The 13,877-nt window shown below is 57.9% G+C and carries 14 protein-coding genes; all 14 read right to left on the bottom strand.

All coding sequences use genetic code 11. The features are described from left to right. Positions 1-66: 66 nt before the first annotated feature. Positions 67-708 (bottom strand): ribonuclease HII, encoded by a 642-nt coding sequence (gene rnhB / locus ACYZTX_RS08025; protein WP_462033619.1) that lies wholly within the window; start codon positions 706-708, stop codon positions 67-69. Then, complete coding sequence (lpxB, locus tag ACYZTX_RS08020) at positions 705-1,835, bottom strand: lipid-A-disaccharide synthase (protein ID WP_462033618.1); 1,131 nt, start codon at positions 1,833-1,835, stop codon at positions 705-707. Before lpxB ends, rnhB begins: the two co-directional genes overlap by 4 nt. Positions 1,836-1,837: 2 nt before the next feature. After that, positions 1,838-2,614: an acyl-ACP--UDP-N-acetylglucosamine O-acyltransferase gene (lpxA, locus tag ACYZTX_RS08015; RefSeq protein WP_462033617.1), complete on the bottom strand. Its 777-nt coding sequence runs from the start codon at positions 2,612-2,614 to the stop codon at positions 1,838-1,840. Further along, complete coding sequence (gene fabZ, locus ACYZTX_RS08010; protein WP_462033616.1) at positions 2,611-3,051, bottom strand: 3-hydroxyacyl-ACP dehydratase FabZ; 441 nt, start codon at positions 3,049-3,051, stop codon at positions 2,611-2,613. The genes lpxA and fabZ overlap by 4 nt, the downstream gene beginning before the upstream one ends. Positions 3,052-3,158: 107 nt before the next feature. Beyond that, positions 3,159-4,214 (bottom strand): UDP-3-O-(3-hydroxymyristoyl)glucosamine N-acyltransferase, encoded by a 1,056-nt coding sequence (lpxD, locus tag ACYZTX_RS08005; protein ID WP_462033615.1) that lies wholly within the window; start codon positions 4,212-4,214, stop codon positions 3,159-3,161. Between the two features lie 2 nt (positions 4,215-4,216). Beyond that, on the bottom strand, positions 4,217-4,720 hold the full coding sequence (locus ACYZTX_RS08000) for an OmpH/Skp family outer membrane protein (RefSeq protein WP_028622549.1): 504 nt from the start codon (positions 4,718-4,720) through the stop codon (positions 4,217-4,219). A 45-nt stretch (positions 4,721-4,765) separates the two neighbouring features. Beyond that, positions 4,766-7,156 (bottom strand): outer membrane protein assembly factor BamA, encoded by a 2,391-nt coding sequence (gene bamA / locus ACYZTX_RS07995; RefSeq protein WP_462033614.1) that lies wholly within the window; start codon positions 7,154-7,156, stop codon positions 4,766-4,768. 74 nt (positions 7,157-7,230) lie between these two features. Beyond that, complete coding sequence (gene rseP, locus ACYZTX_RS07990; RefSeq protein WP_462033613.1) at positions 7,231-8,583, bottom strand: sigma E protease regulator RseP; 1,353 nt, start codon at positions 8,581-8,583, stop codon at positions 7,231-7,233. Between the two features lie 53 nt (positions 8,584-8,636). Further along, entirely contained in the window at positions 8,637-9,827 is a 1,191-nt protein-coding gene (gene ispC, locus ACYZTX_RS07985) for a 1-deoxy-D-xylulose-5-phosphate reductoisomerase (RefSeq protein ID WP_462033612.1), read from the bottom strand. Continuing rightward, on the bottom strand, positions 9,824-10,630 hold the full coding sequence (locus ACYZTX_RS07980) for a phosphatidate cytidylyltransferase (RefSeq protein ID WP_462033611.1): 807 nt from the start codon (positions 10,628-10,630) through the stop codon (positions 9,824-9,826). The genes ispC and ACYZTX_RS07980 overlap by 4 nt, the downstream gene beginning before the upstream one ends. Beyond that, on the bottom strand, positions 10,630-11,385 hold the full coding sequence (gene uppS / locus ACYZTX_RS07975; RefSeq protein ID WP_462033610.1) for a polyprenyl diphosphate synthase: 756 nt from the start codon (positions 11,383-11,385) through the stop codon (positions 10,630-10,632). The genes ACYZTX_RS07980 and uppS overlap by 1 nt, the downstream gene beginning before the upstream one ends. Before the next feature lie 13 nt (positions 11,386-11,398). Continuing rightward, complete coding sequence (gene frr / locus ACYZTX_RS07970) at positions 11,399-11,956, bottom strand: ribosome recycling factor (protein ID WP_276196847.1); 558 nt, start codon at positions 11,954-11,956, stop codon at positions 11,399-11,401. Continuing rightward, positions 11,953-12,696 carry a UMP kinase gene (gene pyrH, locus ACYZTX_RS07965; protein WP_003172271.1) on the bottom strand — a complete coding sequence of 248 codons (744 nt, stop codon included), beginning with the start codon at positions 12,694-12,696 and terminating at the stop codon, positions 11,953-11,955. Before pyrH ends, frr begins: the two co-directional genes overlap by 4 nt. A 210-nt stretch (positions 12,697-12,906) precedes the next feature. Beyond that, on the bottom strand, positions 12,907-13,770 hold the full coding sequence (tsf, locus tag ACYZTX_RS07960) for a translation elongation factor Ts (RefSeq protein ID WP_033056302.1): 864 nt from the start codon (positions 13,768-13,770) through the stop codon (positions 12,907-12,909). Between the last annotated feature and the right edge of the window lie 107 nt (positions 13,771-13,877).

The raw sequence follows: 13,877 nt of genomic DNA, 5'->3' as shown, positions 1-13,877 counted from the left end.
CTAGAAACGTGGAAGACAACAAGGCCCGGATTGTACCGGGCCTTGGCAAAAACATCAGCCTTGTGACTAACTCTCGATCAGGTTTTCCCGAGCCTCGTACGCCAGACGTACGGGGGCGAAGGAGCGGCGGTGAATCGGCGTTGGCCCCAAGCGGGCCAGCGCTTCCAGATGAGCGGGCGTCGGGTAGCCTTTGTGGCCACCAATGCCGTAACCCGGGTAAATCAGCTCGAACGCCGCCATCTCGCGGTCGCGGCTGACCTTGGCCAGAATCGATGCTGCAGCGATGGCCGGCACCTTACCGTCGCCCTGCACCACCGCTTCTGCGCGCATGGACAGTTTCGGGCAACGGTTGCCGTCGATCATCGCCAGTTTCGGTGTGATGTGCAGGCCTTCGACCGCGCGCTGCATGGCCAGCATGGTGGCGTGCAGGATGTTCAGCTCGTCGATTTCTTCGACTTCAGCCCGGGCGATGCACCAGCTCAGGGCTTTTTCGCAGATCTCGTCATAGAGTTTTTCGCGGCGGGCTTCGGTGAGCTTCTTCGAGTCGTTCAGACCCAGGATCGGACGGTTCGGATCGAGGATCACCGCGGCTGTCACCACCGCACCGCAGAGCGGGCCGCGACCGACTTCGTCGACGCCGGCGACCAGATCTTCAACTTCGGCGACCAGGGTGAAGTCCAGGCCCATCTGCGTGCTTGCTTTGCTCATTGTGTTTTGCCGATCAGGTTCAGTACCGCGTCCGCTGCCTGATTGGAGGCGTCCAGACGTAAGGTACGGTGAATTTCATCAAAGCCGCGGGTCTGTTCTTCACCGCCTTCGATCAGTGGCGACAGCGTCTGGGCCAAGGCTTCAACTGTCGCGTCGTCCTGCAGCAACTCGGGCACCAACAGGCGCTGTGCCAGCAGGTTCGGCAACGAGATATAGGGACTTTTCACCATGCGCTTGAGAATCCAGAACGTCAGCGGCGCCAAGCGGTAAGCCACCACCATCGGCCGTTTGTACAACAACGCTTCAAGCGTAGCGGTCCCGGAGGCGATCAGCACAGCGTCGCAGGCAGCCAGCGCCAGATGGGATTTGCCATCGAGCAAGGTCAGCGGCAGATCGCGACCCGCCAGCAGCTCTTCGAGCTGAGCCCGGCGCTCAGGACTGGCGCACGGCATGACGAAACGTACACCGGGGCGCAAGGCCCGCAAGCGCTGGGCGGTATCGAGGAACAGCGCACCGAGACGGCCGACTTCGCCACCGCGACTGCCCGGCATCAACGCAACCAACGGCCCGTCTGGCAAGCCGAGTTCAGCCCGCGCGGCAGCACGATCAGCTTCAAGCGGGATCGCATCAGCCAGGGAGTGCCCGACAAACCGCACCGGCACGCCCTTCTCTTCATAAAATTTCGCTTCGAACGGGAACAGCGTCAGCATCAGGTCGCAGCCTTCGCGAATCTTCAGCACCCGCTTCTGCCGCCACGCCCAAACCGACGGGCTGACGTAATGCACGGTCTTGATCCCGGCCTGACGCAGCTTCAGTTCGATATTGAGGTTGAAGTCCGGAGCATCGATGCCGATGAACACATCCGGCTTCTGGGCGATCAGGTCGGCGATCAGCTTCTTGCGACGAGCCATCAGCTCGCGCAATCGGCCGAGCACTTCCACCAGGCCCATGACCGAGAGACGCTCCATCGGAAAGTACGAGGTCAGGCCTTCGGCCTGCATCAGCGGACCGCCAACACCAATGAACTCGACAGCCGGATGCTGTGCCTTGAGCGCACGCATGAGACCGGCGCCCAGAATGTCACCGGAAGCCTCACCCGCCACCAGCGCTATACGCAGATTAGCCATGATTAACGAGTGATGCCGCGGGTCGAACACCGGATGGAGTCGCGGAACACCGCGACTTCCGGGAACTGAAGCGAGGGTTCGGCCAGCTCGGCGAGCGCCTGATCGATTGTCAGGCCCTGGCGGTAAACCACCTTGTAGGCACGACGCAGCGCGTGGATCGCATCTTCGCTGAAACCGCGACGACGCATGCCTTCGAAGTTCATGCTGCGGGCTTCGGCCGGGTTGCCGAACACAGTGACGTACGCCGGGACGTCCTTGCCGATGGCGGTGCCCATACCGGAAAAACTATGGGTGCCGATATGGCAATACTGATGAACCAGGGTAAAACCCGACAGGATCGCCCAGTCTTCAACGTGCACATGACCCGCCAGCGCGGTGTTGTTGACCAGGATGCAGTGGTTGCCGATGACACTGTCGTGGCCGATGTGGGCATAGGCCATGATCAGGTTGTGATCGCCCAGGGTCGTTTCAGAACGGTCCTGAATGGTCCCACGGTGAATCGTCACGCCTTCACGGATGATGTTGTGGTCACCGATGACCAGACGGGTTTCTTCACCCTTGTATTTCAGATCGGGCGTGTCCTCGCCTACCGAAGAAAACTGGTAGATGCGGTTGTGCTTTCCGATTCGGGTCGGGCCTTTGAGAATCACATGCGGCCCGATCACTGTCCCCTCGCCGATTTCCACACCTGCGCCGATGATCGACCAGGGGCCGACCTCGACGCCGTCAGCCAGGATGGCCGTCGGATCGATGATTGCGCGAGGGTCAATCAAACTCATAGTTTGCGTTCCGCGCAGATAATTTCAGCGGAGCAGACTGGCTTGCCATCGACTGAAGCCCGGCACTCGAATTTCCAGATCTGACGCTTGCAGCTGATGAAGCGGGCTTCGAGGATCAACTGATCGCCTGGGGTGACAGGCTGGCGAAAACGCAGTTTGTCGGAGCCAACGAAGTAATAAAGCGTGCCGTCGGCGGGCTTCACGTCGAGCATTTTGAAACCAAGGATCCCGGCAGCCTGAGCCATCGCTTCGATGATCAACACGCCCGGCATGATTGGATGCGCAGGGAAGTGACCATTGAAGAAGGGTTCGTTGATGCTGACATTCTTGTAGGCGCGAATGCGCTTGCCTTCCACATCCAGTTCCACGACTCGGTCCACCAGCAGGAACGGGTAACGGTGAGGCAGGTATTCGCGAATCTCGTTGATGTCCATCATTTCGGGGGGAAGCCTATGTAAAGATTGGGAGGCGCGACTGACGCGCACCCCTCTAGCAAATCAAGGAGGCAGTCTAGCGGCTGTGCACACTTGATATGGAAATGGTATCAGCCATCTGATGAAGCATTACCGTCAGGGGTCACTTCCCCTACACGCTTTTCCAGCTGTCGCAGACGTCGCGCGATGTCATCGAGCTGACGAATGCGTGCCGCGCTTTTGCGCCATTCGGCTGCTGGTTGCATCGCCGTACCGGAAGAATAGGAACCCTTTTCGGTAATCGAATGGGTCACCATGGTCATCCCGGTGATAAAAACGTTGTCGCAAATTTCGATATGCCCCACCAGCCCTACGCCACCGGCGAGCATGCAATGCTTGCCGATTTTGGTGCTGCCGGAGATCCCCACGCACGCGGCCATGGCGGTGTGATCACCGACCTGCACGTTGTGGGCGATCTGAATCTGATTGTCGAGTTTCACACCATTGCCGAGGATGGTATCGGCCAGCGCACCGCGATCGATAGCGGTATTCACGCCAATTTCCACATCGTCACCGACCAGGACTCCACCGACCTGAGCGATCTTCTGCCAGACACCTTTCTCGTTGGCAAAACCGAAACCTTCGCCACCGAGTACGGCACCCGATTGAATCACTACCCGTTTACCGATGCGAACATCGTGGTACAGCGTGACTCGCGGGGCCAGCCAGCCGCCCTCGCCAATCTCGCAGCGGGCACCGATGAAGCAGTGAGCGCCAACGGTTACACCCGCAGCAATACGCGCGCAGCTTTCGATCACGGCAAAGGCACCAATGCTCGCCGCCGGATCGACCACTGCGTCCGCTGCCACAACGGCTGTCGGATGAATACCGACAGCGGCCTTTGGCTTGGGATCGAACAGATGGGAAACCCGCGCGTAGGCCAGATACGGATCAGGCACCACCAGCGCATTACCTGCAAAACCTTCAGCGTCAGCGGCCTTGAGCAACAGGGCTGCGGCCCGGCTGTCAGCCAGGTACCTACGGTATTGGGGGTTTGCGAGAAAGCTCAACTGAGCTGGGCCAGCCTCTTGCAAAGTGGCTAGCCCAGTAATTTCTTTCTCCGGGTCGCCACGCAGTGTGGCGCCGAGGAACTCGGCCAATTGGCCGAGCTTTATAGTCGCTGTCATGGTTACTTCAGCTGATTCATGCGCTCGATAACCTGGCGAGTGATGTCGTACTGAGGTTTGACATCAATCACTGCGCCACGCTCGAAGACCAGGTCAAAAGCACCTTTCTTGATGACTTCTTCCACAGCACTGTCCAGTTTCGGCTTGAGCTGCTTCAGCATTTCACGGTCGGCAACGGCTTTGGCTTCGTTCAGTTCCTTGGACTGGAACTGGAAGTCACGGGCCTTTTGCTTGAACTCGAGTTCCAGGCGTTCACGCTCGCCTTGCTGCATCTTGTCGCCGCCAGCCATCAGGCGGTCCTGGATGCCTTTTGCGCTGCTTTCCAGAGTCTTGAGCTTGGACAGCTGAGGGCCGAACTTCTTCTCGGCATCCACAGCGTATTTCTTCGCCGCGTTGGACTCCAGCAGAGCCATCTGATAGTTCAGAACGGCGATTTTCATGTCGGCAAAAGCCGGACCCGCTACCAGTACGGTCGCCAGGAGAACCAATTGAGTCAACTTACGCACGATGCACTCCTACAAAATCCATTGTCGTTATCTTGGGTCAGACGCTTAGAACGTCTGGCCGAGGGAGAATTGGAACACTTGAGTCTCAGCGTCATCCGGTTCCTTGATCGGCATGGCCAACGCGAAGCTCAGAGGACCCAGTGCGGTAACCCAGGTCACACCTACACCGACGGAGCTGGCCATGTTGCTCAGGCTGATGTCGTTGCACGCTGTTTGAGCGGTTGAACCGACATTTGCGTTCGTGGTCTTTTCGCACTTGGAGTCGAATACGTTACCCACATCCCAGAATACCGAAGTACGCAGCGAACGCTGATCCTTGATGAATGGCAGCGGGAACAACACCTCGACACCACCCTGGATCAGAACGTTACCACCAAACGGTAGCGGGTCCTGGTCCGGGTCAGCGAGCGTACCGGTGTTACCCGTCACATCCGCACCGCGACTTGGGGTACTGCGAGGACCGAGGGTGCTGTCCTTGAAGCCACGAACCGAGTTGAAACCACCAGCATAGTAGTTTTCATAGAACGGCAAGCCATCGGTAGAACCATAACCATCGCCATAGCCCAGCTCAGTGTGCAGGCGCATGGTGTAGTTTTCAGACAATGGCTGGAACAACTGGCCACGGTAATCAAGCTTGAAGAACGACAGGTCACTGCCAGGCGTGGTGGTTTCCAGTGTCAGGCTCTGGGAATGACCACGGGTTGCCAATACGCCTTTGTTCAGAGTGGACTCGGACCAGCCGGCTGAGGCCTTGAAGTTCAGGTAGTTATCGCCTTCCTTGTTAACGAAGTCGAAGATCTCGTCAACGGTGTATTGACCGGTCTTGATCGTGTCTTGTTGCGCAGTCAGGCCGAAGGTCAGACGCGAAGTCTCGCTGATCGGATAACCGACACTCACGCCTGCGCCAAGGCTGTCTACGGCATAGCTGGCTACATCGACGTCAAGGTCGTCGTAGTCGGTGGTGCGATAGAACGCGTTGTAACCCAGGCTCACGCCATCAGCAGTCCAGTACGGGTCGACATAACCGAAGTTATAACGGCTCTGGTATTCACTGCGGGTCAAGCCGATGCTGACCTTGTTACCTGTACCCAGGAAGTTGTTCTGGGTGATCGAACCACCGAGGATCAGACCGGCGCTCTGGGCGAAACCGACGCTGGCGGTAATCGAACCGGAGGCCTGCTCTTCAACGCTGTAGTTCACATCAACCTGGTCGTCGACGCCCGGCACGGCCGGCGTTTCGACGTTGACTTCCTTGAAGAAGCCCAGACGCTCAAGACGAGTCTTGGATTGGTCGATCAGGTAAGTCGAAGCCCAGCCGCCTTCCATCTGACGCATTTCACGGCGCAGCACTTCGTCTTCGGACTTGGTGTTGCCACGGAAGTTGATGCGGTTCACGTAAGCACGCTTGCCTGGATCAACGGCGAAAGTGATGTCGACCGTGTGGTCTTCATCGTGAGGCTGAGGCACGCCATTGACGTTGGCGAAGGTGTAACCCTCGTTACCCAGACGACGGGTGATCAGCTCGGAAGTGGTGGTCATCAGCTTGCGCGAGAACACCTGGCCTTTCTGGACCAGCAGCAGGGACTTGACCTGGTCTTCAGGGACTTTCAGGTCGCCGCTCAGCTTGACGTCACGAACGGTATATTTCTCGCCTTCGTTGACGTTGACGGTGATGTAGACGTGTTTCTTGTCCGGGGTGATAGACACCTGGGTCGAAGCGATATCCATGTTGATATAGCCACGATCCAGGTAGTAGGAACGCAGACGCTCCAGGTCACCGGAAAGTTTTTCACGGGCGTACTTGTCATCGTTCTTGAAGAACGACAACCAGTTGGTGGTCTTGAGTTCAAACAGGTCGATCAAGTCTTCATCAGGGAAGACGGTGTTACCCACCACGTTGATGTGCTGGATAGCAGCAACGGTGCCTTCGTTGATATTGACCTTCAACGCAACGCGGTTACGCGGCTGCGGCACCACTTCGGTGTCGACGGTGGCCGAGTAGCGACCCTGAGCGACGTATTGGCGCTGCAGCTCGTTACGCACACCTTCGAGGGTGGCGCGCTGGAAGATCTCGCCTTCGGCAAGACCGGATTGTTTGAGGCCTTTCATCAGGTCTTCAGTGGAGATCGCCTTGTTACCCTCGATCTCGATACTGGCGACCGACGGGCGCTCGACTACCGTGATGACCAGGACGTTGCCATCGCGGCCCAGCTGGATATCTTGAAAGAAACCGGTTTTGAACAACGCACGAGTGGATTCCACCAGGCGACGATCATCCGCCTGTTCACCGACGTTCAACGGCAAAGCACCAAAGACGCTACCCGCGGAGACCCGTTGGAGGCCATTGACGCGAATATCAGAGATAGTGAAGGACTCGGCGTGAACTTCGGCGATCATCAATACGGTGAGAACCGCAGTTAGCAGCAGACGTTTCATGAAGTCCTTTCTTATTCCAACTGGCAATAAACAAACTGCCGCAAAATGCGGCAGATTCGCAATTCAGCGAAGCGTTACAGTCGACCTAGATCATTGATCAGAGCAAGCAACATCACCCCGACCACCAAACTGATGCCGATCTGTATCCCCCAACCCTGCACCCGATCCGACAAGGGGCGACCACGCGCCCACTCGATCAGATAAAACAACAAATGTCCCCCATCCAGTACAGGAATGGGCAACAAATTCAGAACCCCCAAGCTAATACTCAGATAAGCAAGGAAATTCAGGAAATCAGCGACACCCGACTGGGCAGAAGCGCCCGCCACTTTAGCAATGGTTATCGGTCCACTCAAGTTTTTTACCGAGAGCTCACCGAACAACATTTTCTTGAGCGAATCGAGGGTCAGTACACTCATGGTCCAAGTGCGTCGAGCACCCTCCCCAATTGCGGCCACAGGACCGTAACTGACTTCGCGAATCATCTCTGGCGGCCAATCGACTGCTTTCACCCCAGCCCCCAGATAACCATTGGGTGCCTTCTTCTCGCCGCGAGCGGCCAGCGTCACAGGGACGTCGATTTGAGCACCATCCCGCTCGACGCGCAGCATGATTTTGGTATCAGGGCGCATACGGACCGTGTCCACCACCTGCTGCCAGTCATCGAGCGTCTTGCCATCCAGAGCCAACAGTCGGTCACCGGTTTTCAGCCCTGCAGCCTGTGCCGGGCCTTTCGGGTCAAGTTCGGCCAGGACCGGTGGCAGCGCCGGACGCCAAGGGCGTATACCCAACGAGCGAATCGGGTCCGGCTCATCGGCACCCTTGAGCCATTTATCCAACGCCAGCTCATGGGGCGAATCCGTTGTGGAACCCTGATCACGGACCAGCAACTGCAGGGAACCGCTCTCCCCGAGACGACGGACCAGCTGCAGGTTCACTGCAGACCAGCCGGACGTTGGCTCGCCATCGATGGCGATGATTTCCTGGCCCGGGTTCAAACCCGCCTTGGCGGCGATACTGCCGGATTCGACTGCACCGATGATCGGGCGCACTTGCTCGCTGCCGAGCATTGCGAGCACCCAGAAAAAAATCAACGCCAATAAAAAGTTGGCAATCGGGCCAGCGGCTACGATAGCGATGCGTTGACGGACGGATTTTCGATTAAAGGATTGATCAAGCTGATCGGCAGGCACTTCGCCTTCGCGCTCATCGAGCATTTTCACGTAACCGCCCAGCGGGATCGCGGCAACGACGAACTCAGTGCCTTTCTTGTCGTGCCAGCGCAGCAACGGCATACCGAAGCCCACGGAGAAACGCAGCACTTTGACTCCACAGCGACGCGCGACCCAGAAATGGCCGAATTCGTGGAAGGTGACCAGCACACCCAAAGCCACCAGGGTGCCGACAATCATATAGAGCGCGCTCATCTACTTTCTCCGCAATCCTATCCGGTGCTGCATGGGCCAACGTATTGCAGCACTTACCGACCGTGACGACTCAACCATTGCCCGGCCAGAACTCGCGCTTTCGCGTCGGCCGTGAATAAGGCCTCGAGATCATCAACCGCAACCACAGGCTCAAGATTCAACACTTCTTCGATGATACTCGCGATTTCCGGGTAGCGAACCCGCCCGTCGAGAAAGGCCGCGACAGCTACTTCATTCGCCGCATTAAGCATGGCCGGCGCGCTATTGCCGGATTCGGCTGCCTGACGCGCAAGGCGCAGACACGGGAATCGCTGTTCATCAGGCGCCTGAAAGTCCAGCCGCGCAATTGCAAACAGGTCCAGCGGCGCAACACCCGAGTCGATTCGCTCCGGCCAGGCCAGCGCGTTGGCGATCGGCGTGCGCATGTCAGGGTTACCTAACTGGGCCAGTACCGAACCGTCGATGTAATCGACCAGCGAATGAATCACGCTTTGAGGATGAATCACCACTTCGACCTGGGACGGCTTGGCATCAAACAGCCAGCAGGCCTCGATCAACTCGAGCCCCTTGTTCATCATGCTGGCCGAATCCACCGAAATCTTGCGCCCCATGGACCAGTTCGGATGGGCACACGCCTGGTCAGGGGTAACATGCACCAGCTCAGCCATAGGCGTCTGTCGGAACGGACCGCCAGAGGCTGTGAGTAAAATCCGACGGACCCCGACTGCACCCAGCCCGCGAGCGAAATCCTGTGGCATGCACTGGAAAATCGCGTTGTGCTCGCTGTCGATCGGCAGCAATACCGAACCACTCTTGCGTACCGCCTGCATGAACAGCGCACCGGACATCACCAGTGCTTCTTTGTTGGCCAGGAGGATTTTCTTGCCCGCCTCGACCGCCGCCAGGGTCGGTCGCAAGCCCGCGGCGCCAACGATGGCCGCCATGACCGCATCGACTTCAGGATCGGAGGCAACCTGACACAACCCCTCCTCACCCACCAGCACGCGAGTCGGCAGACCTGCGGCGCGCAAGTCGTCCTGCAAGCCTCGGGCAGCACCCGCCTCAGGCACCACGGCGAATCGCGGCGTATGACGAACACACAGCGCAAGCAGCTCGCTCATACGAGTGAAACCGCTCAAGGCAAAAACCTGATAACGCTCGGGATGACGAGCGATGACATCGAGAGTGCTCAGACCAATCGAGCCGGTCGCCCCCAGGACCGTAATCTGCTGTGGGCGGCTCACGGTGCCGCCATCCACAGCAGCACGGCAAACACCGGAATCGCTGCCGTCAGGCTGTCGATACGGTCCAGCACGCCGCCGTGACCCGGCAGCAGATTACTGCTGTCCTTGATCCCGGACTGACGCTTGAACATGCTTTCGGTGAGATCACCTACCACCGAGATGAACACAATGATGGCTGCGCCCATCAGACCTTTAAACAGCTGCGCCACCGTCCAGTCGCGAAACAGACCGACAACAACGGTGATGACCAGACTCAGTGCGAGGCCACCGTAGACGCCCTCCCAGCTTTTGCCGGGACTGACCTGCGGTGCCAACTTGCGCTTGCCAAAGGCCCGGCCGGAAAAGTAAGCACCGATATCAGCGCCCCAGACCAACACCATGACCGCCAAGATGAGCAAGTTGCCCAAAGGGTACTGTTTGATCTGGACCAGACCTTGCCAAGCGGGCAGCAGGATCAGCAGACCGATCCCCAGCTTGCAGGCAGCGCTAGACCAAAGTTCGCTGGAGCGCGGATAAGTCAGCACCAGATAGGTTGCAACGCCCCACCAAAGCACCGAAGCACCCAACACCCAGGGCGCGAGCCCAGGCAGGATATGCATGACAAACAGCATCAACGCGACCACTGCCGCATAGCCAACGCGGATCGGCTGCTCAGTGAAGCCCGCCAGGCGAGCCCACTCCCATGCACCGAGGGTCACGACCAGCCCGATGAACAGCGCAAAGCCGGTGCCCTCGAGCAGGAAAAACCCGCACAGGGCAATCGGCAGCAGGATCAGCGCGGTGATGATTCGTTGTTTAAGCATTAAACCCGGGCCCCAGCCTCGACCTGCTCGCTCGTTTTACCGAAGCGGCGCTGGCGAGAAGCAAAATCGGCCAGCGCATTACGCATGGCATCGTGTTTGAAGTCCGGCCAGAACAGGTCGGAGAAGTACAACTCGGCGTAAGCCAGTTGCCACAGCAGGAAGTTACTGATGCGGTGCTCGCCACCGGTACGGATGCACAAGTCCGGCAACGGCAAATCGCCGGTCGCCAGACAGGTTTGCAACAATTCCGGGGTGATGTCTTCCGGACGCAGGTGCCCGGCTTGAACTTCCCGCGCCAGACGCTGTGCAGCCTGCGCGATATCCCACTGACCGCCGTAGTTGGCTGCGATCTGCAGAACGAAGCGATTGGCGCCCGCCGTCATTGCTTCAGCTTCACGCATGGCAGCTTGAAGCTCTGGATGAAAGCGTGAACGGTCGCCAATGATGCGCAGACTGATGTTGTTTTCGTTCAGGCGCTTGGCTTCGCGGCGCAATGCCTTGAAGAACAGATCCATCAAGGCACTGACCTCGTCAGCCGGGCGCTGCCAGTTCTCGCTGGAGAAGGCGAAGAGGGTCAATACTTCGACCTTGGCCTCGAAACACACCTCGATCACCGCACGAACGGCATCCACACCCGCTTTATGACCGGCGACACCCGGCATAAAGCGCTTTTTCGCCCAGCGATTATTACCATCCATGATGATCGCGACATGGCGCGGCACCGCGAACGGCGCAGTCTGCTTGGTCTTTTCCATGAAAACGCGACCCTTAAACGGCCATCAGGTCCGCTTCTTTTTGCTTGGTCGCCGCGTCGATATCGGCCTCAGCCTTATCGGTGAGCTTCTGGATATCGGCGGCAGCACGACGCTCTTCGTCTTCGCTGATTTCCTTGTCCTTGACCAGTTTTTTCAGTTCACCCAATGCATCGCGACGAATGTTGCGCACAGCAACCCGGGCGTCTTCGGCGGCGCTGCGAGCCTGCTTGGTGAAGCCCTTGCGGGTTTCTTCGGTCAGGGCAGGCATGGAGATCAGCAGCAACTCACCCAGGTTGGTAGGGTTGAGGTTCAGCCCCGCGCTCTGGATGGCCTTATCGACAGCGGCGAGCATGTTGCGCTCGAACGCCACGACTTGCAGGGTGCGGGAGTCTTTTACGGTGATGTTGGCCACTTGGGTGATGGAGGTGTCTGTGCCGTAGTACGGCACCATCACGCTACCCAGAATGCTCGGGTGCGCCTTGCCAGTGCGAATCTGGCCAAATGCATGGTTCAGAGAATCCAGGGATTTCTGCATACGCTCTTGAGCGTCTTTCTTGATTTCATTGATCATTGTTGGCCTTCCTCGATCAGGGTCCCTTCAGCGCCGCCGTGCACGATGTTCAGCAGGGCGCCGGGCTTGTTCATGTTAAAGACGCGCAACGGCATCTTGTGGTCGCGGCACAGGCAAATGGCGGTCAGATCCATCACCCCCAACTTGCGATCCAGCACTTCATCGTAAGTCAGATGATCGAACTTCTCGGCATGCGGGTCTTTGAATGGGTCAGCGGTGTAGACGCCATCGACCTTGGTGGCCTTGAGCACGACATCGGCATCGATTTCGATTGCACGCAGACACGCTGCCGAATCCGTGGTGAAGAACGGATTGCCAGTACCGGCCGCAAAAATCACGACTTCCTTGGCGTTCAGGTGGCGCATGGCTTTGCGGCGATCATAGTGATCGGTCACGCCAACCATGGAAATGGCCGACATCACGATGGCCGAGATATTGGCACGTTCCAGCGCATCGCGCATGGCCAGGGCGTTCATCACAGTGGCCAGCATGCCCATGTGGTCGCCCGTGACCCGATCCATGCCGGCCGCGCTCAGCGCTGCACCGCGGAACAGGTTACCGCCACCGATCACCAGACCGACCTGAACACCGATGCCGACCAATTGACCGACTTCCAGCGCCATGCGATCCAGAACTTTCGGATCGATCCCGAACTCTTCCGAGCCCATCAGGGCCTCGCCGCTAAGCTTGAGTAGAATGCGTTTATAGCGAGCCTGATAACCACTGCCCTGCTGAGCCATTGCGAATCTCTCCTGCGGCGTATTATAAAAAAACTTTGCGAGCTGTTTACAGCTGGCGTTCACTCTAGCTTGGCACTGCTTCAGCGCCATCGGAACATGGCTTTGTAAGCCAGTTCCAAAAGGAAACCAATTAAAAATTGGTGCCCCATCTGAAAAGAGGCTGCGCGCGTAAGCGGGCAGCCTCTTCAGGGCGACAGTTAAAAAACCGTCTTATTGCTTGGCGGCAGCCAGCTGGGCAGCAACTTCTTCAGCGAAGTTGTCGACCGGCTTCTCGATGCCATCGCCTACTTTGAAGTAGGTGAAGGAAACGATTTCAGCACCGGCTTTCTTGGCCAGTTCGCCGACCTTGATTTCAGGGTTCTTGACGAACGCCTGCTCAACCAGGCTCGCTTCAGCCAGGAACTTGCTGATACGGCCTTTGACCATGTTTTCAACGATGTTTTCCGGCTTGCCGGCGATCTTGTCAGCGTTGAGGGTCAGGAACACGCCCTTCTCACGCTCGACCGCTTCAGCGGAAACTTCCGATGGCAGCAGGAATTCAGGGTTGGTCGCCGCTACGTGCATGGCGATGTCTTTGGCCAGCTCAACGCTGCCGCCTTTAAGGGCAACCACAACACCGATCTTGTTGCCGTGCAGGTAACCGCCAACAACATCACCTTCAACGCGAGCCAGGCGACGGATATTGACGTTTTCGCCAACCTTGCCGACCAGAACCAGGCGATCAGCTTCTTGAGCGGCGATCAGCGGAGCAACGTCAGTCAGTTTGTCAGCGAACGCTTTTTCAACGCTGGAAGCGACAAATGCCTTGAAGTCATCCTGCAAAGCCAGGAAGTCGGTCTGCGAGTTCACTTCCAGCAGAACGGCGGATTTACCGTCTTCCTTCAGAGCGATAGCGCCTTCAGCGGCAACGTTGCCAGCTTTCTTGGCAGCTTTGATGGCACCCGAAGCACGCATGTCATCAATGGCTTTTTCGATGTCGCCGCCAGCCTTGGTCAAGGCTTTTTTGCAGTCCATCATGCCTTCGCCAGTACGCTCGCGCAGTTCTTTGACCAACGCTGCAGTAATCTCTGCCATTTCAAAATTCCTCTTGGATAGGTTTTCAACCATTCCACCCGATCGAACGGGCGATCAATTCTTCCCGAACCACCCTTGCTGGCTGCTGCAGGTTACATAGACTGTAA

The sequence above is a fragment of the Pseudomonas sp. MDT1-17 genome (assembly GCF_054898105.1).
Note: the sequence above shows the minus strand (reverse complement) of the source record. Positions and strands in the feature narration are given on the sequence as shown.

What these genes read in the sequence shown, in the direction of transcription:
- rnhB (WP_462033619.1), bottom strand. Translation starts at nt 708, where the DNA reads ATGAGCAAAGCAAGCACGCAGATGGGCCTGGACTTCACCCTGGTCGCC.
- lpxB (WP_462033618.1), bottom strand. Translation starts at nt 1,835, where the DNA reads ATGGCTAATCTGCGTATAGCGCTGGTGGCGGGTGAGGCTTCCGGTGAC.
- lpxA (WP_462033617.1), bottom strand. Translation starts at nt 2,614, where the DNA reads ATGAGTTTGATTGACCCTCGCGCAATCATCGATCCGACGGCCATCCTG.
- fabZ (WP_462033616.1), bottom strand. Translation starts at nt 3,051, where the DNA reads ATGATGGACATCAACGAGATTCGCGAATACCTGCCTCACCGTTACCCG.
- lpxD (WP_462033615.1), bottom strand. Translation starts at nt 4,214, where the DNA reads ATGACAGCGACTATAAAGCTCGGCCAATTGGCCGAGTTCCTCGGCGCC.
- bamA (WP_462033614.1), bottom strand. Translation starts at nt 7,156, where the DNA reads ATGAAACGTCTGCTGCTAACTGCGGTTCTCACCGTATTGATGATCGCC.
- rseP (WP_462033613.1), bottom strand. Translation starts at nt 8,583, where the DNA reads ATGAGCGCGCTCTATATGATTGTCGGCACCCTGGTGGCTTTGGGTGTG.
- ACYZTX_RS07980 (WP_462033611.1), bottom strand. Translation starts at nt 10,630, where the DNA reads ATGCTTAAACAACGAATCATCACCGCGCTGATCCTGCTGCCGATTGCC.
- uppS (WP_462033610.1), bottom strand. Translation starts at nt 11,385, where the DNA reads ATGGAAAAGACCAAGCAGACTGCGCCGTTCGCGGTGCCGCGCCATGTC.
- frr (WP_276196847.1), bottom strand. Translation starts at nt 11,956, where the DNA reads ATGATCAATGAAATCAAGAAAGACGCTCAAGAGCGTATGCAGAAATCC.
- pyrH (WP_003172271.1), bottom strand. Translation starts at nt 12,696, where the DNA reads ATGGCTCAGCAGGGCAGTGGTTATCAGGCTCGCTATAAACGCATTCTA.
- tsf (WP_033056302.1), bottom strand. Translation starts at nt 13,770, where the DNA reads ATGGCAGAGATTACTGCAGCGTTGGTCAAAGAACTGCGCGAGCGTACT.